At 27.1% G+C, this 22,198-nt stretch carries 18 protein-coding genes, 1 tRNA gene and 2 pseudogenes; 12 read left to right on the forward strand and 9 right to left on the reverse strand.

Features of this window, described 5'->3' with window-relative positions:
- Window positions 1–13 precede the first annotated feature (13 nt).
- Window positions 14–346, forward strand: coding sequence for a cupin domain-containing protein (locus PG913_RS03120; protein WP_271231581.1), 333 nt, complete (start codon window positions 14–16; stop codon window positions 344–346).
- 51 nt (window positions 347–397) lie between these two features.
- The gene (hemN, locus tag PG913_RS03125) at window positions 398–1,759 is read left to right on the forward strand and encodes an oxygen-independent coproporphyrinogen III oxidase (protein WP_271231582.1); all 1,362 of its coding nucleotides are present in this window, start codon (window positions 398–400) and stop codon (window positions 1,757–1,759) included.
- 122 nt (window positions 1,760–1,881) lie between these two features.
- Here the strand turns inward: hemN and PG913_RS03130 are convergent.
- Window positions 1,882–1,955, reverse strand: a tRNA-Met gene (locus PG913_RS03130).
- Between the two features lie 100 nt (window positions 1,956–2,055).
- On the opposite strand from PG913_RS03130, the gene PG913_RS03135 reads away from it, so the two are divergent.
- Both PG913_RS03135 and PG913_RS03140 read left to right on the forward strand, forming a co-directional pair.
- Window positions 2,056–2,436, forward strand: coding sequence for an START-like domain-containing protein (locus tag PG913_RS03135; protein WP_271231583.1), 381 nt, complete (start codon window positions 2,056–2,058; stop codon window positions 2,434–2,436).
- Window positions 2,437–2,534: 98 nt separating this feature from the next.
- Entirely contained in the window at window positions 2,535–3,365 is an 831-nt protein-coding gene (locus PG913_RS03140; protein ID WP_271231584.1) for an aminotransferase class IV, read from the forward strand.
- Here PG913_RS03140 and PG913_RS03145 read toward each other — a convergent pair.
- Both PG913_RS03145 and PG913_RS03150 read right to left on the reverse strand, forming a co-directional pair.
- A complete protein-coding gene (locus PG913_RS03145; protein WP_271231585.1) occupies window positions 3,362–3,919 on the reverse strand; it encodes a YqgE/AlgH family protein in 558 nt (185 codons plus the stop codon). The genes PG913_RS03140 and PG913_RS03145 overlap by 4 nt on opposite strands.
- 199 nt (window positions 3,920–4,118) lie before the next feature.
- Window positions 4,119–5,022: pseudogene (locus PG913_RS03150) on the reverse strand (DUF6607 family protein).
- 90 nt (window positions 5,023–5,112) lie between these two features.
- Between PG913_RS03150 and PG913_RS03155 the strand changes: the two are divergent.
- The 3 genes from PG913_RS03155 (at window position 5,113) to PG913_RS03165 (ending at window position 7,839) form a co-directional block, all read left to right on the forward strand.
- Entirely contained in the window at window positions 5,113–5,937 is an 825-nt protein-coding gene (locus tag PG913_RS03155) for a TonB-dependent receptor plug domain-containing protein (protein ID WP_271231586.1), read from the forward strand.
- Window positions 5,938–5,998: 61 nt separating this feature from the next.
- Entirely contained in the window at window positions 5,999–7,180 is a 1,182-nt protein-coding gene (locus PG913_RS03160) for a TonB-dependent receptor plug domain-containing protein (protein ID WP_271231587.1), read from the forward strand.
- Window positions 7,181–7,428: 248 nt separating this feature from the next.
- A complete protein-coding gene (locus PG913_RS03165; RefSeq protein ID WP_271232120.1) occupies window positions 7,429–7,839 on the forward strand; it encodes an HmuY family protein in 411 nt (136 codons plus the stop codon).
- A 69-nt stretch (window positions 7,840–7,908) separates the two neighbouring features.
- On the opposite strand, the pseudogene uvrA reads toward PG913_RS03165, so the two are convergent.
- Both uvrA and PG913_RS03175 read right to left on the reverse strand, forming a co-directional pair.
- A pseudogene (gene uvrA, locus PG913_RS03170) lies at window positions 7,909–10,700 on the reverse strand (excinuclease ABC subunit UvrA).
- Window positions 10,701–11,108: 408 nt separating this feature from the next.
- Window positions 11,109–11,969, reverse strand: a complete 861-nt coding sequence (locus PG913_RS03175; protein WP_271231588.1) for a glycosyl hydrolase family 18 protein — start codon at window positions 11,967–11,969, stop codon at window positions 11,109–11,111.
- Between the two features lie 1,053 nt (window positions 11,970–13,022).
- On the opposite strand from PG913_RS03175, the gene PG913_RS03180 reads away from it, so the two are divergent.
- Together PG913_RS03180 and PG913_RS03185 are read left to right on the forward strand one after the other, a co-directional pair.
- Entirely contained in the window at window positions 13,023–13,610 is a 588-nt protein-coding gene (locus PG913_RS03180; protein WP_271231589.1) for an RNA polymerase sigma factor, read from the forward strand.
- 64 nt (window positions 13,611–13,674) lie between these two features.
- Window positions 13,675–13,815, forward strand: a complete 141-nt coding sequence (locus tag PG913_RS03185) for a hypothetical protein (protein ID WP_271231590.1) — start codon at window positions 13,675–13,677, stop codon at window positions 13,813–13,815.
- 35 nt (window positions 13,816–13,850) lie between these two features.
- On the opposite strand, the gene PG913_RS03190 is transcribed toward PG913_RS03185, so the two are convergent.
- Window positions 13,851–14,507, reverse strand: coding sequence for an endonuclease III domain-containing protein (locus tag PG913_RS03190; RefSeq protein ID WP_271231591.1), 657 nt, complete (start codon window positions 14,505–14,507; stop codon window positions 13,851–13,853).
- A gap of 125 nt (window positions 14,508–14,632) precedes the next feature.
- Between PG913_RS03190 and bcp the strand changes: the two genes are divergently transcribed.
- Window positions 14,633–15,085 (forward strand): thioredoxin-dependent thiol peroxidase, encoded by a 453-nt coding sequence (gene bcp / locus PG913_RS03195; protein ID WP_271231592.1) that lies wholly within the window; start codon window positions 14,633–14,635, stop codon window positions 15,083–15,085.
- Between the two features lie 50 nt (window positions 15,086–15,135).
- On the opposite strand, the gene PG913_RS03200 is transcribed toward bcp, so the two are convergent.
- From PG913_RS03200 to pyrC, 3 genes are read right to left on the reverse strand one after another with little or no spacing between them, the layout of a single operon-like run.
- Window positions 15,136–15,768, reverse strand: a complete 633-nt coding sequence (locus PG913_RS03200) for an alpha/beta hydrolase (RefSeq protein ID WP_271231593.1) — start codon at window positions 15,766–15,768, stop codon at window positions 15,136–15,138.
- A gap of 56 nt (window positions 15,769–15,824) precedes the next feature.
- Window positions 15,825–16,115 carry a hypothetical protein gene (locus PG913_RS03205; RefSeq protein WP_271231594.1) on the reverse strand — a complete coding sequence of 97 codons (291 nt, stop codon included), beginning with the start codon at window positions 16,113–16,115 and terminating at the stop codon, window positions 15,825–15,827.
- 2 nt (window positions 16,116–16,117) lie between these two features.
- Window positions 16,118–19,318, reverse strand: coding sequence for a dihydroorotase (pyrC, locus tag PG913_RS12865; RefSeq protein WP_333780783.1), 3,201 nt, complete (start codon window positions 19,316–19,318; stop codon window positions 16,118–16,120).
- A 363-nt stretch (window positions 19,319–19,681) separates the two neighbouring features.
- Here pyrC and bshC point away from each other — a divergent pair, with 363 nt between their 5' ends.
- Window positions 19,682–21,274 carry a bacillithiol biosynthesis cysteine-adding enzyme BshC gene (gene bshC, locus PG913_RS03220; protein ID WP_271231595.1) on the forward strand — a complete coding sequence of 531 codons (1,593 nt, stop codon included), beginning with the start codon at window positions 19,682–19,684 and terminating at the stop codon, window positions 21,272–21,274.
- Complete coding sequence (gene rlmF / locus PG913_RS03225; RefSeq protein WP_271231596.1) at window positions 21,275–22,129, forward strand: 23S rRNA (adenine(1618)-N(6))-methyltransferase RlmF; 855 nt, start codon at window positions 21,275–21,277, stop codon at window positions 22,127–22,129.
- Window positions 22,130–22,198: the final 69 nt, after the last annotated feature.

Below are 22,198 nucleotides of genomic sequence, written 5' to 3' on the forward strand. Positions count from 1 at the left end.
AAAGATAACTATTATGAAAGTAGCCTCATTTTTAGAAGATATTAAGTTTAATGAAAACAAACCAGCAGTATCATTATTATTGGATACTGATTTTTCGAAAGAAATACGTGTTGTCTTTAAAAAAGGGCAAACGATGGAGGATCATCAAGCACCTTTTGCAATAATTGTTCAGGTGATAAAAGGAGCTATTAATTTTGGTGTTGATAACGAAATTAATCAATTAAATGCTGGAGATATTATTTCGTTAAAACCTCAGGTCGTTCATAATTTAACCGCTTTAGATGAAAGTATTGTTAGGTTGTCATTATCTAAACTAGATACCTTAAAAAGAGTTGAAAACGTATAGTTTTTTATTTTGATAAAAAATTAGATTGATTATATATTTGAAAAAAAGCACATGAATTCACTGATACAAAAATACAACATTCCAGGTCCAAGATATACCAGTTATCCGACAGTTCCTTATTGGAAAAATGAAACTTTTTCAAAAGATAAATGGATTGAAACTTTTAAAAAATCGTTTATAGAAAGTAATTCATCCGAAGGAATTAGTGTGTATATTCATTTACCATTTTGTGAAAGTTTGTGTACATTTTGTGCGTGTCATAAACATATTACAAAAAGACATGAAGTAGAAGAAGATTATATTGATACTGTTTTAAAAGAATGGAATTTATATACAAATTTGGTGGATGAAACTCCGATTATAAAGGAAATTCATTTAGGTGGCGGAACACCTACTTTTTTTTCAAAAGAAAATTTAAAAAAGTTAATTGATGGTTTATTTATCAAAGCTAAAAAACATCCGAAGCACGAATTTAGTTTTGAAGGTCATCCGAATAATACCACAAAAGAACAATTACAAACCTTGTTTGATGTTGGTTTTACAAGAGTAAGTTACGGTGTGCAAGATTATAACGAAAAAGTACAAGAAGCAATACACAGAGTACAGCCTTTTGAAAATGTTGAAAAAGCAACGCGTTGGGCTAGGGAAATTGGATATACATCAATTAGTCATGATTTAATTTTCGGATTGCCATTTCAAACCAAAGCAAACGTAATTCATACGATTAATAAAACCAAAGAATTACAGCCTGATAGAATTTCGTTTTATAGTTATGCACATGTTCCTTGGGTAAAAGGTGTTGGACAACGAGGTTTTAATGATGAAGATTTACCAAAGGATGAAGCAAAACGTGAATTATACGAAATAGGGAAGGAGTTATTTGCCGAAATGGGTTACGTTGAAATAGGAATGGATCATTTTGCGTTAAAAACAGATAGTTTATATAAAGCAACTCAGGAAAAAACATTGCATCGTAATTTTATGGGGTATACTGCCAATAAAACGCAATTAATGGTTGGTTTAGGAATGTCGTCAATTTCTGATTCTTGGTACGGATTTGCACAGAATGTAAAAACCGTAAAAGAATATCAAAAAATAGTGAACGAAGGAGAAATTCCTGTTTTTAGAGGACATATTTTATCCGAAGAAGATTTAGTTATCCGAAAGCATATTTTAAATATTATGTGTCATTTTACCACTTCGTGGGATGCTCAAGATTTAAAGGTTAAAGGTATCGAAATTCTTTTAGAAAAATTACAAGAAATGGTGGCTGATGGTTTGGTTTTTATCGATGGAAATACTTTAACAGTTCCTGAAAAAGCAAGACCTTATGTTCGAAATATTTGTATGGCTTTTGATAAGCATTTACATAACAATAAACCAGATACAAAATTGTTTTCGATGACAATTTAAATTGTCATTGAAAACAATTTTGTTTATTCTGTTTGAAAACAGAATATGGTTTGGTGACTTCTTGACACACTTTTATTTTAAACAACAAAAAACCCTTTAAAAAAGGGTTTTTTGTTGTTTTGTAGCGAGAAGCAGATTTGAACTGCCGACCTCAGGGTTATGAATCCTGCGCTCTAACCAACTGAGCTATCTCGCCTTTGCGGGTGCAAATATACAACTTCTTTTTAGATACACAATAAAAAAATGAATTTTTTTTTAAGAAATAAAGATATACCTTGCCATACTAAGAAAAAAAAATGACAAAAGTTAAATACGAATTAGAATTTCCTATACACGCATCACCAAGTATGTTGTTTAATAGTTTGGCAACACCTTCAGGATTAGAGGAATGGTTTGCTGATAAAGTTAATTCTCGCGGAAAATTAATCACTTTTACTTGGGATGATTCAGAGGAAGAGGCAAAAATTTTAGCAAAGAAGACAAATGAGCGCATAAAATATAAATGGATTGAAAGTGAAGGTGATGAAAGTTATTTTGAATTTTTGATACAAGTAGATCCATTAACTAAAGATGTAGCTGTAATTATTACAGATTTTGCCGATGATGATGAAGTTGATGAAGCTAAAATGTTATGGGAAAGTCAAATTGAAAGCTTAAAGAATAGTATAGGAGCATAGTATTTTTATGCTTTATAAAAAAAACTCGGCATTTGTCGAGTTTTTTTATGGCTACTAATTGCCTAAATTGTAATTTTGCAATCAAATTTTTTAAAAAAATGATAAATTTTAACGGAAAAATAATATCAGAAAAAGAACTACAATTATCTAATGATAATAGAGCTTTTAAGTATGGAGATGCTATTTTTGAAACTGTAAGAGTATTAAATACAAAGGTTGTTTTTATTGAAGACCATTATTTTAGATTGATGGCATCAATGAGAATGTTACGTATGAAGATTCCAATGAAATTTACGCTTGAGTTTTTACAAGAAGAAATTTTAAAAATAACAAAGGAACTTCCTAAAGCTGTAAATTATAGAGTTCGATTAACTGTTTATAGAAAAGATGGAGGGTTATATAATCCAGCTTCAAACGAGATTGATTATTTAATCGAAGCAAGTGAGTTTAATCATATAGAAAAAACTAGTTATAAAGTTGATTTATATAAAGACTTTTATAACTATTCAGGTTTATTGTCAACTATAAAAACGACAAACAGAATGTTAAATACTTTGTCTGCTATTTTTGCAGATGAAAATGATTTAGATAACTGTATATTACTTAACGAACGAAAAGGAGTTGTTGAAGCAACAAATGGGAATATTTTTGTAATAAAAGACGGTATTATAAAAACTCCAGCTTTAACAGAAGGTTGCATAAAAGGAATTATCAGAAAAAAAGTAATAGAAATTTTAGAAAAACATCCTGATTACAGTATTGAAGAAACACTTATTTCTCCATTTGAACTACAAAAAGCAGATGAGGTTTTTATTACAAATGCTATTGTAGGTATTCAGTCGGTTACAAATTATAGAAAGAAAGTATTTACAACAGAAATAACTAATAAAATAAAGAGTAGCCTTAAATTATTAGCTATTACTGGTTAATTCATTTGAATATCACTTGGTGCATTTGCCCAAATTTTATATTTGCCACCTTTTTGAAGGAGTTTATTTTTCCAAAAGCTTTCGTTGTTGGTTTCTAAAATATTTTTATAATCATTTTCAGAAATAAACCAAGAGTCAATGTTTAACTCATCAATTAATTGATCTGTATCCCAACCAGAATAGCCTAAAAAGAAGCGAATATCTGTTGGTTTTAACATGTTTTCAATTAAGAGTTCTTTTAAATGATCAAAATTACCACCCCAATAAATACCATTAGCAACTTCAATGCTATTGGGAATTAATTGGGGTACTTTATGTATAAAGTACAAATTATCTTGCTCAACAGGTCCTCCTTGATATATTCTGAAATCACAATCTATTTCAGGTACTAAATCACTCAAAGTATGATTTAAGGGTCTATTTAAAATAAAACCAACAGAACTTTTTGATGTGTGTTCTGTTAGTAAAACAATAGTTCGTTTAAAAGAACTATCGTTTAAAATAGTAGGTTCTGCAATTAACAACCTACCTTTTTTGGGTTTAAGCGCAACCATAAATTTATCGTTTAAGTAATACTAAAATAGGTAAAAAATTAATAAAAGTTTAACATAATCGTTAAAATATATAATAAATAAAAAATGGTTGCTTTATTTTGTTTTTAATAGGTACAAAAATGATTATTTTATAGACTTTTTTTTACACTTTAAAGTCACTAAAAATAACTATGTTATTTTTTAGATAAATAATAGAATTTTATTCTTTTATAAAAGATTCAATAATGTTATTTATATCTTTTTCTTCTTTAATTTTATCAGAAAATAAATGTTTATATAAAGGCTTATTTTCAACTTTTCTTTTTAAAGACAAATTTGTTTTTTTAGCAAATACTTTATTCCATTTATTTCTTGCCAATTTCCATTTTGGATTATTTTTAATCCACCAGTTTTGTGCTGCTTTACAACGACTATCAGCAACTTTAACATAAGTATTATAACCTTTTTCAGATGCTAGAATAATATCTTTTTCTCCTGTTTTTCTAATAATTTTTTTATTATCTTGATCATGTGCCCATCCGTAGTTTGTAATTTCACTGACGATTACCTCTTTCAGTTACATTATAATCATTTCTTTTAGTATATTCTCTACGAGGTAAGGGAGCATCAGTAGTACTTTCCCAATAACTTTTTCCATCTATATGAACCCAAGATCCTGATCCTTCATAACGAGGACTATCATCAACTTGAAATACTTTTTGAGACCATTGTTTTTTTACGTCTTTTTTCGATTTATTTTCATACAACCAATTATTATCACCGTTATACATGTAGAAATCTTGGTTTTGATACACCCAATCCTGTCTCCAATGTTTTACAATATGTGGTTTAGCAGGATTACCTACTTGTAACAAATGCTGAATAGCTATTTTATTATTACCATTTTTTATTAACTCAGCCCATTCTAAAGCGCTATCTTTTTTTGTTTTTGATGGTTTATATAACGAATCGTTACTATTATTAAAAGTTTCTGCAAAATTAAAAGTTACTTCAAAACAACCACACATTTTTTTGATAGCGTCTTTATCTTTTGATTTTTTACTCTGAGCATTTATTGTAAATATTGATAATAGTATGAAGCTTCCTAGAATTACTTTTTTCATTTTTATGTTTTTATAAATTTCCTGTAAAAATATAAATTTTATTTAGATTGGTTTAAAATAAGTATATATATTTGTTGAAAATTATTAAGAATGTATCTAAATAAAAAAATATTTACTGCTTTTGCTTTTATTAGCTTAACTGTTTTTTCTCAAGAAAAAATAGTGGCTGATAATGAAAGCTTAGAAATATCTAATTTAGATGAGGTTATTGTTACTGCAACAAGAACCAAAAGACAGTTGTCATCTGTACCGATGCCTGTAACTTTAATAACAAAAGCTCAAATAATAAAATCGGGTACAGTAAGGTTAAAAGATATTTTAGTTGAACAAACAGGAATAACTTTAGCTTCTGATTTTGGAGGTGCAAAAGGAGTTCAAATTCAAGGAATTTCTGCGGATTATATATTAATTTTAATTGATGGACTTCCAATAGTAGGACGAGCATCTGGAAATATCGATTTAAATAGAATTACAGTTAATAATATTAAACAAATTGAAATAGTAAAAGGACCATCATCTTCTTTATATGGGTCTGAAGCAATTGGAGGAGTTATTAATATTATAACAGAACAACCTAAAAATGAAAAATTAGAAGGTTTAATAAGCTATTTAGCAAAAGGAGGAGCTACAAACCAATTGGATATAAGCACCAATGTTAAGTGGAAAAGAAAAGGTTTTGGATTGGTTTCAGGAATAAATTTAAATTCAAGTAATGGATTTGATTTATCTCCAGAAACCCTTTCAAAAACAACAGAAGCACATCAGAATTTTACAGGTAATTTACAAGTAAGTTATGATTTTTCGAAGAATTTAAAAACCGTTGTTTCTAATAGAGTTTATAAAAAATATCAAGGTAATAATAGAGAAGGTAATAAGCAAACAGATTGGAGTGTTAATGCTAAAGTAATTCAATGAAATAACGGATAATTGGACGCTAGATTATAATTTTTATACAACAAAATATAAAGCAGAAAGTATGTTTGATAGAAATGCTACTTTATATAATCAAACATTAACAAGACCCGAAATTAAATCGAAAAATAGCTTTAGTTCAGGAACTTTAATTGTAGGTGTTGGTGCTAATTTTGATGTATTAGAAAGAACAGAATTTACAGGGATAAAAAAATATAATACGCCATATATTTTAGGGCAATTTGATTTCAATCCAATTAAAAATTTAAATATTGTTATTGGAGCTAGATTTGAAGATAGTAATAATTACGAATCAGCTTTTACACCAAAAATAGCGACAAGTTATAAAGTCAATAATTGGCTTACTACAAAAGCGTCGGTTGGTTGCGGATTTAAAGCTCCTGATTTTAGACAGCTTTATTTCAATTTTAGAAACTCAGCTAGTGGATATGTAGTTTTAGGTACTCAAACTTTATATGATTTATATCCTAATTTATCAGAAATAAAAACTATTGAAAAAGAATTAAAACCAGAAACTTCTATTGGTTATAATTTTGGTTTTCAGTTAAAGCCAACAACAAATTTAAAATTTAATATCAATTTTTTCAGAAATGATATTAAAGATTTGATAGATACTTTTGATACACAATTAAACGCATCTGATTTAGGATTGCCTTTAGGTACAAGAATTTATTCTTATAAAAACATAAACGAAGTTTACACTCAGGGTATTGAACTTGATGTTAATTATAAATTAAATTCAAATTTTACTGTTTTAGGAGGATATCAATTTTTAGATACAGGTGATAAAACAGCAACATCAAAAATAAAGGCTGGTGAGGTATTTTTTAGAAGAACACCGTCTTCATCATCAGAAAAAATGACAATGTCAAATTATTTCGGTTTGCCAAATCGATCTAAACATATGGCAAATTTTAAAGTTTTTTATCAAAATTATAAACACAATTTTTCTGCAAATATTAGAGCTGTATATAAAAGTAAATATGCGTTGTTTGATACTAATAGTAGTCAGGGAATTATTGATCAATTTGATGATTTTGTTTCTTCAAACACACAAATAAATATAGCAGGAGCAAAAACATTTTTTAGCTTAATGAATTTTCAATTAGGAATAGATAATCTTTTTAATGAAAAAGAATCTGCAAATAAAAAACGTTTTGCAAATAATGATAGTGTTTTACGTTTAGGGAGAACTTATTACTGTAATGTGCAATTTAATTTTTAATATATCTATAAATCAATAGAAAATGAATATTTTAAAGTCAATTCTAATAATAACAATACTTACTTTTATTACTGTTTCATTGTAGTGATAATAATGATACATTACCAGAAGAATCAATATCTAAAAGAATAGAGAATTTATATGCACAACAAACTACTGATTATTCGGTAAATCCACCAAAAGCTTCTGGAGAATTTATTAAATTTAGTTTTAAAAAAGGAGCAATTGTAACCGATGATAATTGGGATATTGCTTTTAGAGCAACAACAATTATAGTAAACGGAGGAGAAAGTACAGGTATAAAAGAAGAACCTAATAAAACAGGAAATGCATCTTTATTATTAGTTGATGGAACATTTTCGAGTGTAAAAACAATACCTGATAATGCTATTTTTAAACAAGATGCAAAAGAAGGAGTTTTAGCATTGCCAAAAAGTACTTGGTATACTTATAATATGGCAGATCATAGTATTAATCCTGTAGCTGGAAAAATAATTATTGTAAGAACAATAGATGGTAATTATGCTAAAATGGAAATTTTAAGTTACTATAAAGATATGGATAGTTCTAATTCTGCTGATCCTCAAAATTCAGGAGGACAATATTACACTTTTAACTATGTGTATAACCCTAATACTGGAGATAAAAATCTTCAATAAAATATTGAGTTTTTGTTAATTTTTGTTATGTTAAAGCTGTCTGATTAATAACCAGACAGCTTTTCTATTTTAAGTTATTTTTTCGGCTAAATAACTAGCTGTAAACGATTTTTTGTTTTTTGCTAATTCTTCAGGAGTTCCTGTGAAAATAAGGTTTCCTCCATTTTTTCCACCTTTTAAACCAAGTTCTATTATATAATCGGCACACTTTATTAATTCAATATTGTGTTCAATTACAATAATAGAATGTCCTTTGTCTATTAAAGCATTAAAAGATGTTAATAATTTTTTAATATCATTGAAAATGAAGTCCTGTTGTTGGTTCATCAAAAATAAATAAAGTTTTATCTTTTGTATTTCCTTTCATCAAAAATGAAGCTAATTTTATACGTTGCGCTTCTCCTCCAGATAATGTTGATGATGATTGTCCTAATTGTACATAACCTAATCCAACGTCTTGCAAAGGTTTTAATTTACGAGCAATTTTATGTTGTTCTCGTTCATCGAAAAAAGTAATTGCATCATCAATAGTTAGGTTTAAAATATCATCGATTGATTTTTTACCGAAAGTAACTTCTAAAACTTCTTTTTTAAAGCGTTTTCCTTGGCAAGTATCACATTGCAAGTGTACATCTGCCATAAATTGCATTTCAATAGTAACTTCACCTTCACCTTTACAAACTTCACAACGTCCGCCTTCTACATTAAAAGAAAAATGTTTTGGCTGATAATTTCTGATGCTCGATAATTTTTGATCAGATAATAATTTACGAATATCATCATAAGCTTTTATATAAGTTACAGGATTAGACCTTGAAGAACGCCCAATAGGATTTTGATCGATAAATTCAACATTTTTTATATTTTCAAAACTTCCTGTAATATCAGTAAATTGACCTACTTTTTCGCCATATCCAACGAGCTTTTTCTGCATTGCAGGATATAAAATTTTCTTAACCAAGGTGCTTTTTCCACTTCCAGAAACACCTGTAATAACAGTTAAGGTATTCAACGGAAAAGAAACATCAATATTTTTAAGATTATTTTCACGAGCACCAATAATATTGATGGTGTTTTTTGAGTTTCTACGTATTGTAGGGATTTCAATTTTTAATTCTTCGGATAAATACTTAGCTGTTAAAGAGTCGGATTTCATAATATCATCAAAAGTACCTTCAGCAACTACGTTACCACCGTAAGTTCCTGCTTCTGGACCTATATCGATAATATAATCGGCTTCTTTCATAATATCTTCATCATGTTCAACTACAATAACGGTGTTTCCTAAATCACGTAAATCTTTAAGTACATCAATTAATTTTTCGGTATCTTTTGGATGTAAACCAATACTAGGTTCATCTAAAATATACATAGAGCCAACAAGTGAACTTCCTAATGATGTTGCTAAGTTTATTCGTTGACTTTCACCTCCAGAAAGTGTGTTTGAAGTTCTATTTAAGGTTAAATAATTTAAGCCAACATCAGTTAAAAATAGCAAGCGATTTTTAATTTCGGTAAGTAATCGTTTTCCTATTGCTAATTCGTGTTCATTTAGTTTTAAATTATTGAAAAACACTGATAATTCATCTAAAGGAAGTGTTACTAAATCTGAAATTACTTTTTCAATGTACGTGTACATAATTAGCTTCTTTTCGAAGTCTTTTTCCGTTACAATCGTTACAAGTTGTTTTTCCGCGATAGCGAGAAAGCATTACTCTATTTTGAATTTTATAGCTTTTTTCTTCTAGTTTTTTGAATAAATCGTGTATTCCTTCAAACTTATTCGTTCCGTTCCAAACTAATTCTTTTTGAATTTCAGAAAGCTCAAACCAAGGTTTATGAATAGGGATATTAAAATCGACAGCATTTAAAATTAAGTTTTCTTTATAAATTTTATAGCTATCTGTTTTAAAAGGAAAAATAGCATCTTCAAATATTGACAACCCTGTATTTGGAATTACTAATTCTTCATCAATACCAATTACGCTTCCGTAACCTTCGCAAGTAGGACAAGCTCCGTACGGATTGTTAAAACTGAATAAATGTGTATTAGGTTCTAAAAAAGTAATGCCATCTAACTCAAATTTATTACTAAATTCGGTAACGGTTTTTTCATTTAAGTTTTCAATAAAACAAACTCCTTTTCCTTCAAAAAAAGCAGTTTGAATAGCATCACCTAATCGATTATAAAAATCTTCTTCATTTTTAGTAACAATTCTATCAATGACTAAAAAGAAATCTTCATTATTAAAATTATCAATAGGAAAATCTTCAATTCTTAAAACGTTATTATTAAATTTTAAACGAGCATATCCTTGTTGAGTTAAAACTTGTAAAACAGTTTTTAAATCTCTATTTTTATTGATGATAATTGGAGCTAATAATAAAAGTTTGGTACGTTCTTCAAAATTTTTTACATGATTAAGAACATCAGAAACCGTATGTTTTTTTACTTCGCTACCTGATATTGGTGAAATAGTTTTACCAATACGAGCATATAATAATTTTATATAATCGTAAATTTCGGTTGAGGTTCCTACAGTTGACCTCGGATTTGTTGAATTTACTTTTTGCTCAATAGCAATTGCAGGAGCTATTCCTTTTATATAATCTACTTTTGGTTTGTTTAATTTTCCTAAAAATTGACGAGCGTATGATGATAAACTTTCTACATAACGTCTTTGTCCTTCGGCATATAAAGTATCAAAAGCCAATGATGATTTTCCAGAACCTGAAAGCCCTGTTATTACTACTAGTTTATTTCTAGGGATAACAACATCAATGTTTTTTAAATTATGGAGTTTTGCTCCTTTTATAATGATGTTTTCTTTGGGATTGATGCTAGAAAGGTCTCTTTTCATTTACTTAAAAAATAAGCTATAAAAATAAGGTTTCTGAATTTAATAAGCATCAAATGTTTAATAGTTTGTGAGCTTTTTATAAAGAAGAACTTCCATTACTTATCAGTAATAAAAGTTTAAAATTTTATAATAAAATAAACTATTATTTAGCTACAGTAAAAGTATAATTTGCATTATGTGAGCCTTGTTATGATTAATGTAATCAAGGTTTTAAGTGAAATACTTTAAGTTTCCTATTTCTGTTAATTGAATTTCTTAGATAGCTGTTTTCTAAATCTGATTTTATGTTGTGAAAACAATGTATTCAGTCAATAATTTTTTTTAGTGTATCTATAAAAATCAAAAGAACTCCAAAATATTACTTTTGAAACTCTTTTTTGATTTGTGTTTTTATAAAGCTGAAAGTTATTATATTTCTACTTTCATAGGATTTTCTATTTTGCTATTTTCGATTGTTTTAGCTATTGATTTACCCCATATTCCATTAATATCACTATCAACTTTCCAACCCATTACACCTCCAAATGGAATTTTGTTTGTGATAGCTGTACTTAAAATATCTTCAAAATTTTCTAGTGAAATATATCCTGTATTATTTACATCATCAGTAGTGATTGGTTTACCTACAATTAGTTTATTAGCAGGTATTCCTTGTCTGATAATACTAAGAATAGCAGTAGGGTTTTCTATATTATTATACATTTCTTCAAATAAGGATGTATAATCTTCATAAGATTGATATTCCCATTCACCTTGATTGTAGTACTGAATATTATAATAATTAATTATACCATTAGTTTTTTTTTCTATTTCACTATAGCCTTCATTAGCCATAAATAATGTAGCTTGAGGAGTATGATAAATTTCTAAAGGATAATTTTTTTCATTACTAATTTGATGCACAGTAATGGTAACATCAATTAACCATTGAATTACTTGAGATGTTATTGCTATATTTTTAATATCTAAATTAACGCCATCAAACTTATGTTGAATAGCAAAGTTAGCTAAGGCTGTACCATAATTAACTGCCTCGTAATTTAATGGATAAAGATATTTGCCTCCAGTAGCAAGAATACATTTTTTATTTTTACTTTTTAAGAATTCAAGAATTTCAGGTGTTTTTAAAACTTCTTCAGCAGCACCTGTCACACTTGTTTCAGGGTCTTGCCAAAACGAGAATAAAAGATCAGTATATCCTTCGTATTTGTTTTGAGCCTCTTCTAGAGGAGTCCAATTGTTAAAATAGCCTATTACTTTTTTTTGCATAATTATTTGGGGGTTTTATTTTGATGAAAAAAATGTGATGTAATATTACATTTGTTCTTGCTTGTTGAGTTTTATAATATCTTTTATTTTAGCGTGGTTGTGTATTTGTTTGTATCCTTTAATAAAGATAAATAGTATTGATTATCTTATTATGTAAAATTATTTTTTTATTATATAAGAGCCTGTTTAAATTTAATCTAAAAAGAGTTTTATAGTTAAGAAATTGAATCTGTCAAACTGAATTTATTTCAGTTTCACACCTTGATTTACCGTAGTTCTTCATTTTATGTGATTCTGAAATAAATTCAGAATGATGTTTATATCTTAAAAAAGATACTTTATTTGAAATTAAAACAGGCTTTAAGTATTTGGTTTAATGTTATTTTTATGAGTTTTTTTTGAAAAGGTGAAGTTTTAAGCCTGTATATCTTATTTTTTATAAGAATTTTATAGATGATTTTTTTGTGTATGTTGATAGCTTTAATACCTGTTTTTAATTACAACACTAGCCGTCTATAAGTCTGTAAAAAAGTTTAATTTTAAATAAATACATTTTTTAAGGGGGAGTTTTATTAAAAATAACGGGATTGTTATTTAAGCTAAAAAAGGGGATATGTTGAGGTTTATTTTTATGAAAAATAATATCTAACTGTCTTATTATTGCTTTAAAAGAAAAATAATTATCAGAAGGATAAATTAATGTATTAATGATTTTATAATTTGTATTTAACATGTTTTCGGGGGGTAAAATTTAATTTACTATAATTTGTTGTAATGTAATATTGTAAATATATGTAATAAGATTTTGTTAATCAGTTAATTATGTCTGAAATATGATGTGCTTATAATAATATTTGATGATTTAGAGGTTAAATCAATGAAATTTTAACTTTTTTTAATAAATATTAAACAATTCTTGCTTTTTTGAAAAAAAATCACATATTTGGAGTCTAATAATCAATTAATTACACGCCTATATCTAAAAAATTACTTTTAAAAAAAATATATCCCTTAACTAAAGAGTGCTTATAGTACTCTGTAAAAAAAAGTAATATGGTACATAAAGATATTGTAAGTGATAGTGTTTTAGTTAAAGACTACATTAACGGAAAAGAACTAGCTATAGAGTTATTGATTAAACGTCATAAGCAACGACTGTACAGTTTTATTTACAGTAAGGTACAAAATAGAGATACTACAGAGGATATATTTCAAGATACTTTTATAAAAGTAATAAGAACCTTAAAAAAAGGAAATTATAACGAAGAAGGTAAGTTTTTACCTTGGGTTATGCGTATTTCTCATAATTTAATTATTGATTTTTTTAGGAAAAAAAACAGAATGCCTAAGTTTAATAATACTGATGATTTTGATATTTTTTCGGTATTAGCAGATGGAGCATTAAATGCAGAAAATAAAATTATTAAAGAGCAAATACTAGCTGATGTAAGAGATTTGTTAGAAGAATTACCTGAAGAACAGAAAGAAGTTTTAAAAATGCGTATTTATAATGATATGAGTTTCAATGAAATTTCTGAAAATACTGGTGTAAGTATTAATACTGCTTTAGGAAGAATGAGGTATGCTTTAATTAATCTGAGAAAAATAATTGAAAAAAATAAAATTATTCTAGTTAATTAAGCAATAAAGTAATATTGTCGTCGTTAAATACTTGAAAACAAAATGAATAAAGAAAAAAAGTATGATGAGAATTTACCTAGATAAATCTTCGGATTTAAAAATGAATCCTAAAAAAGAAACTATTCAATTTTTGATTAATTTTTCTAAATCATTGAAAGTAGAAAAAACATCGTCAAATTATTTTATAGAATTAAATTTGAATTAATAACAAAAAAGCTTCAACAAATGTTGAAGCTTTTTTTATGATTTATTTTTATGGTAATCATTTAAAACTGTTTTTCTACCAATCGTTTTCGTAATAATATCATTTTCTAAATTCCAGCCACGAGCAGGAGAATATTCTCGTCCGTACCAAATTATTTGTAAATGAAGGTCGTTCCATAATTCTTCAGGAAATAATCGTTTTGCATCTTTTTCTGATTGAATTACATTTTTACCATTCGTTAAATTCCAACGATATAATAAACGATGTATGTGTGTATCAATAGGAAATGCAGGAACTCCAAAAGCCTGACTCATAACTACACCAGCAGTTTTATGACCTACGGCAGGTAATTCTTCTAGATATTCAAAACTTTGAGGAACTTCTCCATTATGTTTTTCAATCAATATTTTAGATAAACCGTGAATTCCCTTTGATTTCATAGGAGATAAACCACAAGGACGAATAATTTCTTTAATTTCTTCGATGCTCATTTTTACCATGTCATATGGATTATCGGCTTTGGCAAAAAGTAACGGGGTAATTTTATTTACTCGAACATCGGTACATTGTGCCGATAATAAAACAGCAATCAATAAAGTATATGGATCTTTATGATCTAAAGGAACAGGTATTTCAGGATATAATTCGGCTAAGGTATCAATAACAAATTGTACTTTATTTTCCTTGGTCATTTTTTATTTTTTTAATATAGATAAACAAAGGTACAAACTAACAAAGAACAACTATAAATTTATTGTTAATTCAAAGCAACTTTGTAACTTTGGTTTAATAACTAACTATTTTAAACTACAAAATTATGACAACATTAAAAGTAGGAGATAAGGCACCTAGTTTCGAGTCTGTTGATGAAAAAGGAAACACCATAAAACTTTCTGATTATCAAGGAAAAAAGTTAGTATTATTTTTTTATCCAAAGGCAAGTACACCTGGTTGTACAAATGAAGCTTGTGATTTAAGAGATAATTATCAGTCTTTTTTAGCAAAAGGATATGCTATTTTAGGTGCAAGTGCTGATTCTGCAAAGCGTCAACAAAATTGGATTAATAAACATGATTTACCTTTTCCTTTATTAGTAGATGAAGAAAAAGAAGTAATTAATGCTTTTGGTATTTGGGGACCTAAAAAATTTATGGGACGTGAGTATGATGGTATCCATAGAACAACTTTTGTTATTGATGAAAATGGAATTATTAAAGACGTTATTAGTAAAGTAAAAACCAAAGAACACGCAAGTCAAATTTTAGGATAAAATAAAAAACCGAGTTTTTAAGCTCGGTTTTTTTATTATAATTTAATTTTTTATAAACGGTTTTCTATCCATTTTTGAAAACTGTAAAAATTTTGAGGAGCAACACCACGTCCTACTGGGTATTCTGAATAATCATTTTTTAAATTATTAGCATTTAAAAATACAGGTGCTCTTCTTGCCCAATCAACAGGAATTACTTGGTCAACAGTTCCGTGAGAAATATAATAATCAGTATCACTTTTTGTTATATTTTCAGGAATTAATCCTTCATTAAGATGACCACTTAAAGCAATTACATGTTGTACTTTATTAGGGTAATTAAAACTCAAAGCATAACTTAAAATAGCTCCTTGACTAAAACCTAATAAAAATGTTTTATCAGGATTCGTGTTGTATTTTGTTTTAATTTCATCAATAAAATCTGAAACTTTATCAACAGATTCTTTTGCTTCTTCTAAATCAGAAAATTTTTCATCATTAGCATCAAAATTAATTGCATACCAAGCAAAAGCACCACCACCTATAGTATAAGGTGCTTGTGCGCTAACAATTAGCATATTATCAGGTAATTCTTGAGCAAATGAAAATAAATCTTCTTCATTACTACCATATCCGTGTAATAAAATTAATAATGGTGGATTAGTAGTTGCCTGTTTAGGCTCTCTTACAATATAATTTAACATCGAAATAAATGTGTTTTTTGTTTAAATATTTTTAAACCAATCTTGAAATTGATCTCCTAAAATAGGTATTTTTTTTCTTCACCTTTTAATGCTCCCATAAAACTAATTAACCAAAGAACGAATAAAAAAATACGAATAACGATTCCTCCAAAAAGACCAATATAATTACTAAGGATAAAACTATCTAATAATAGAAGAGCATTCAATCCAATCATTTGTCTAATATGAAAACTTGTAAAAGAATTATTTTTATCTTTATTCAATACTAGTGCTATAATAGTTCCTATAATTAAAAAATGACTAATTATAGCATTTGTTTTTCCTTCTTTCACAGTATAGTTTTCCATAGTTATATATTTAAAATTAATTGTTTATTGTTGTAAATCCCATATACTTTTCCTTTTAGCTTTTTATCTAAAAAAACACTGTTTTTTGAAGTAGATAAAATATCTTCTTCAGTAAAAATAGACGTTCCTTCAGGATTGAAAATAGATAAATTAGCAACTTCATTTTCGTTGATACTTGCTTTTTGAATACCAAAACGTTCTTTTGGATTATCAGATAAACAAGTTACAATTGTTTCTAAATCTAATACAGAATTTAAAACTCCAAAAGCAGTTTCTAAACCGATAGTTCCATCTTTTGCACTTGAAAACTCTACTTTTTTATGTTCTATATCAATCGGATTATGATCAGAAGTAATTATATCAATCGTTCCATCTTTAACTCCTTTTAATAATGCTTTGATATCATCCGAAGTTCTTAAAGGTGGATTTACTTTTTTATTTCCATCAAATTGATGTAATTCATCATCTGTTAAAAATAAGTTATGAATGGCTACACTACAGGTAACATCCAATCCTTTCTTTTTACCTTCTTTAATTAATTGTACTGATTTTTTAGTTGAAATGGTAGGAATGTGTAATTTTCCGCCTGTATATTCTAATAAAAATAAATCACGAGAAATTTGTAATTCTTCAGCTAAAGCAGGGATTCCTTTTAAACCTAAAAGAGTACTGTTTTTACCTTCATGAACAACACCTTCTCCAGCAATTGCGTTGTTTTTAGGAAAACTAAGTGCTAATCCGTTAAAATTTTGGGTATAAAGTAAGGCTACTTTTAGTAAATTATCATTTGCTATTGGTTTTTTATAATCACCAAAAGCGATAGCACCAGATTGTTGCATGTCATATAATTCCGCCATTTCAATACCTTTCGATCCTTGAGTTAACGTACCGATTGGGTATACATTTGTAGCAAATCCGTTGGCTCTATAAATTAGAAATTCAACAGCTGCTTTGTTATCAATAACAGGATTTGTATTTGGGTTTACAGCAATATCTGTAAATCCGCTTTTACCAGCTACTTGTAAACCATTTTTAATAGTTTCACGTTCTTCATATCCTGGTTCACCTAAAGAAACACTGGTGTCAAACCAACCTGTAGAAACATGTAAATTATCAAGTTTTATAATTTGATATTCTTCTTTATCGGTAATATTACTATCAATTTTAGTAATAATTCCGTCAGTAATTAAAATATCTTTAGTTTGTTGGTGGTAAGGGCTATGCGCATCAATAATAGTTGCCGATTTTAATAGCGTTGTCACTGGTTTAAAGAATTTTAAGATCAAAATTTCAACAAGCAAAGATACAATGGCAATCACTAAAAACCATTTCCAAAGCCATTGAATTTTGTATTCGTTGTTACTATTTATTAACGTTTGCTTTACTGATGTAGAAATTTTTTGGTTTTCAGTAGTTGTAATATCTAAAAAGTTTAACAAGCTTTCTTTCTTCGGATAATTAAAAGCAATATTTTTTAAAATATTTTCTTGTTGTTTTATTTGATAAAATCCAGCTGTTAATGGTTGGTTTTTTGTTGTGATTTTTACACTATTTTGAAGTGTTTGTTGTAGCGGAATAAATGAAATTTCATTATTTGAAATCGATAGTACTTCATTTTTAGAAATAATCTTATCAATAGAAATAACATTTTGTTTATCAGTAATATAATATCCTTTAGATAGTTGTAAACTTTGTTTTCCGATGGTATAAAAAACAGGAACAATTAAAGGCGAATTTATAAAATTACTTTCTTCTTTATTAAGCGGAGATGCTAAAAAATACACTTTTGAATTCACCGTATTTATTTGTTGTATAAATGGTTTTTTGTTTTCAAAAGAAACAATAGTATTGGTGTTTTTAAAAGTAGTATTATAAGCTGTTTTTACAAAAGGATATTGAAAATTACGCACTTTTTTCTCAAACACATTTTTAAATAATGGATGTTTGTAATTAATATCTGTAATTTTTAAGCTATCATTTTTTTGATTGTCATTTAATGAGTTGATATTTCCTATTTCAAGTCGATTTAATAAACTATTATAAGAAGAAATTGTTGCATTTTTAGATGGAATAATAACTAAATTTCCACCTTTTTTAGAGTAATCAATTAGACTTTTTATGAGTGTTTCTGATAAATTATCAATTTCATTTAAAACAATAAGATGTTGTTTCGGAATTAAATTATAATTTAAATTTTGTGTATTTAAAGCTGTAAAATCAAATTCATCATCACTATAAATTCGTTTTAAAAAGTTAGCATTTTTACCAATAGACAAAACTTTAATTTTAGAATTTGTATTAATCGCGAAATAAAAAGAATTATCAAACGAATAAGTATCTTTAAAATTTAATTCAATTTTACCTAAAAAATCGAAAGTATTAACAATCGAAAAAACAACTTTTTTAGTTTCATTTTTTTCGATAGAAAACAGCTGTTTATTTATTAATTTTTCTTTGTTGTAGATAGCAATAGGAACTTCTTTTTTTGCATTTCCTTGATTTTTAACAACAATTTGTATTTCGAAATTACTTGAATTATTTGTATTTACAAAAACACTATCAATAGATAAATTATTTTTTTCTTGCGGATTTAATTTTACGAAAGAAGTATTTTTAGGTAACTGATTAAGTACTGTGTTTTTTACATTCTGAAAATCAGAAATAATAATATTTTTAGTATTTTTATTTTTTAGTTGCTCACTCGAAATTTTTAATAATACAGTTTCTAAAGCTGTTTTTTTAGCCGTATTTTTAATTTCTAACAAAATATTTTTTAATTCTGAAGCTGTTTTATTTTGATGATAAGCATCATTTGTTAGCAAAGAATACATTGCTTTTTCTGAAGTGTTTTCAATAATTTCTTGTGATGATACTTGTAATAAATCACCTTTTTCACCTGCTGTATTTGTACTTAATGAATTATCTAAATAAATAAAAAAATGTTGTTGTTCATCACTTTTATGATTGCTAAAATAAGGTTGTGCAAAGGCTAAAATTAAAGCGGTAAGCAATAATAAACGAGTTGCTAAAATCAGCCATTTTTTTATGCGTGAACTTTTTCGGGTTTGTGTTACTAATTTTTTTAAAATAGCAACATTGGTAAATGTAACTTTTTCAAAACGTTGTAATTGAAATAAGTGAATCAATATCGGAATCAGTAAAAAAAATAAAAAATATAAAATTTCAGGATGTTTAAATTGCATAATTTTTTACTGTTAAGTGTACTTTTTTTAATGAATAATTAGTGTTTTTTATTAAAAACAATAAAATTAATTTGAAGCAATTTCCCGCTTTCCGCACTCGCTTTTTTTATTTTTCAAAAGAAAAAAATAAAAAAGAGCTCAAACAAATGCTTCAATCGGGGCTAGGCATTTTTACAAATAATTAAATTACAGCATAAAAACCTAAATTCATTGTAAAAATAACAAAATCTCTGATTTAAAAAATAATGTAGTTAAAAATCTGTTAGATTATTGTTTTGTTTTCGACTTAGCATCAAATTTTAGTATTTTTGAACCATGATTATAAATGATAATGATTGTAAACTTCAAGAAAAAATAAGTACATTGAAAGTAACACACATTCCTTTTAAAAAGACTGGTTTTTTCTCTAAAACAATGTTAGATTACTTAGAGCAATCTCCTGAAATAAAACCTTTTTATGCTAATTTTTCATCTTCAGAAGGATTTAAAAATCAAATAAAAACTAAAAAAGCCACTTTTTCAATAGAAAAAAGAAAAACGCTTGTTAAAGTTTTAGAAAAACAATATTTAAAAGTAACAACAACAGCAAATACGGCTCAAAATATTGCTAGTTTATCTTTAGAAAATACTTTTACAATAACCACAGGACATCAGTTAAATTTATTTACAGGACCGTTATATTTTTTATATAAAATAATTTCTGTTATTAATTTATGTGAAGATTTAAAGGCTAAAAATCCGAAGGAAAATTTTGTTCCTATTTATTGGATGGCAACAGAAGACCATGATTTTGATGAAATTAATTACTTCAATTTTAAAGGTAAAAAAGTACAATGGAATTCTACGCAAACAGGTGGAGTAGGACGTTTTTCAACAGAAGGATTAGCAGATGTTTTAGAGGTTTTATCGAATCATTTAGGAACATCAAAAAATGCAGAATATCTAAAGAAATTATTTGAAGAAGCATATATAAAGTGTGCTAATTTAGCCGATGCAACTCGTTATATTGCCAATGAATTATTTGGAGAATACGGTTTGGTAATTATTGATGCAGATGAACGAGAGTTAAAACGTGAATTTATTCCGTTTATAGAAACAGAATTAAAAAATCAAACATCGTATAAAAAAGTTACAGAAACGATTAAATCTTTAGGTGAAAATTATAAAATTCAAGTAAATCCGAGAGAAATTAATTTATTTTATTTAACAGATGAAATTCGAGAGCGTATTATTTATGAAGATGATACTTATAAAGTAAATGACACAAATATTTCTTGGAATTTAGATGAATTATTAAAAGAAGTTCATGAATTTCCTGAGCGATTTTCGCCAAATGTAATTATGCGTCCGTTGTATCAAGAAGTGATTTTGCCGAATCTTTGCTATGTTGGTGGAGGTGGAGAATTAGCTTATTGGTTAGAATTAAAAAGTTATTTTGAAGAAGTTAAAGTGCCTTTTCCAATTTTATTATTACGAAATTCGGCACAAATAATTTCTGAAAAACAAGCTGGTAAATTAGATAAATTATCAATTTCATTAGAAGAGATTTTTTTGAAACAAAATATCTTACTTAAAAATAAAATATTAGAAGTATCCGAAGAAAAAATAGATTTCACCAAACAAAAAGAGTTTTTAAAAGAACAATTTTTTAGTTTAAAATCCTTTGCCGAAAAAACAGATATATCGTTTGTAGGAGCTGTAAATGCACAAGAAAAAAAACAATTAAAAGGATTAGATAATTTAGAAAAACGTTGGTTACGAGCAGAAAAACGCAATCATAAAAATTTGGTAGATAGAATTACATTATTACAAAATGAAATATTACCAAATGGAAGTTTAGAAGAGCGTCAGCGTAATTTTTCTGAATATTATTTATCCTATGGAAATACTTTAATAAAAGAGTTAAAAAAAGGCTTAAAACCTTTACAATTAGAATTTACAGTACTGATATTTTAGATGGAAGATAAAAAAGGATTACACGAAAATAACAAGCACAAAAACGGATACGATTTTAAATTTTTAAAAGAAAAATATCCTCAAATTTCAGAGTTTGTTATTGAAAAATTTGATAAAGAAACTATTGATTTTTCAGACCCTGTTGCTGTTAAAGAATTTAATAAAGCATTGTTATTTGCTTATTATAATATTAAAGATTGGAATTTTCCTGATGAAAATTTATGTCCTCCAATTCCGGGTAGAGTAGATTATATTCATCATTTAGCCGATTTAATTCCTGATGAAAAAGAAGTAACCGTGTTAGATATTGGTACAGGTGCAAGCTGTGTGTATCCGTTATTAGGAGCATCGGTTTATGACTGGAATTTTGTAGCAACTGATATAGATTTAGATTCATTAGATTATTCACAAGATATTATTGATGATAATAATTTAGATGCTAAAATTAAATTACGTCAACAATTTGATGAGTTAAATGTTTTAAAAGGAATAACAGAAGAAGATGATGCTTTTACTTTAACAATGTGTAATCCTCCGTTTTATAAATCGGAAGAAGAAGCAAGAGGTGCAAATAGAAGAAAATCGAGAAATTTAGGAAATAATACAGTTCGTAATTTTGCAGGAAACTCAAATGAATTATGGTATTTAGGAGGTGAAAAAGCTTTTTTACATACTTATTTATACGAAAGTTCATTACAACCAGAATTGAGTAAATGGTTTACTAGTTTAGTATCAAAAAAAGAAAATGTAAAAAGTTTACAAGATTCTGCTAAAAAACTAAAAGTAAAAGAATTTAAAGTAATTCCTATGAGCCAAGGAAATAAAGTAACACGTATTGTTTGCTGGAGGTTTTAAGGAATATTGATGAGATTTTTTATCCGTAGTAATTTTTTAAGTGATAAAAAATAAAATTAAAAATCTCAG

This window comes from Tenacibaculum pacificus, assembly GCF_027941775.1.
GTDB lineage: Bacteria > Bacteroidota > Bacteroidia > Flavobacteriales > Flavobacteriaceae > Polaribacter > Polaribacter pacificus_A.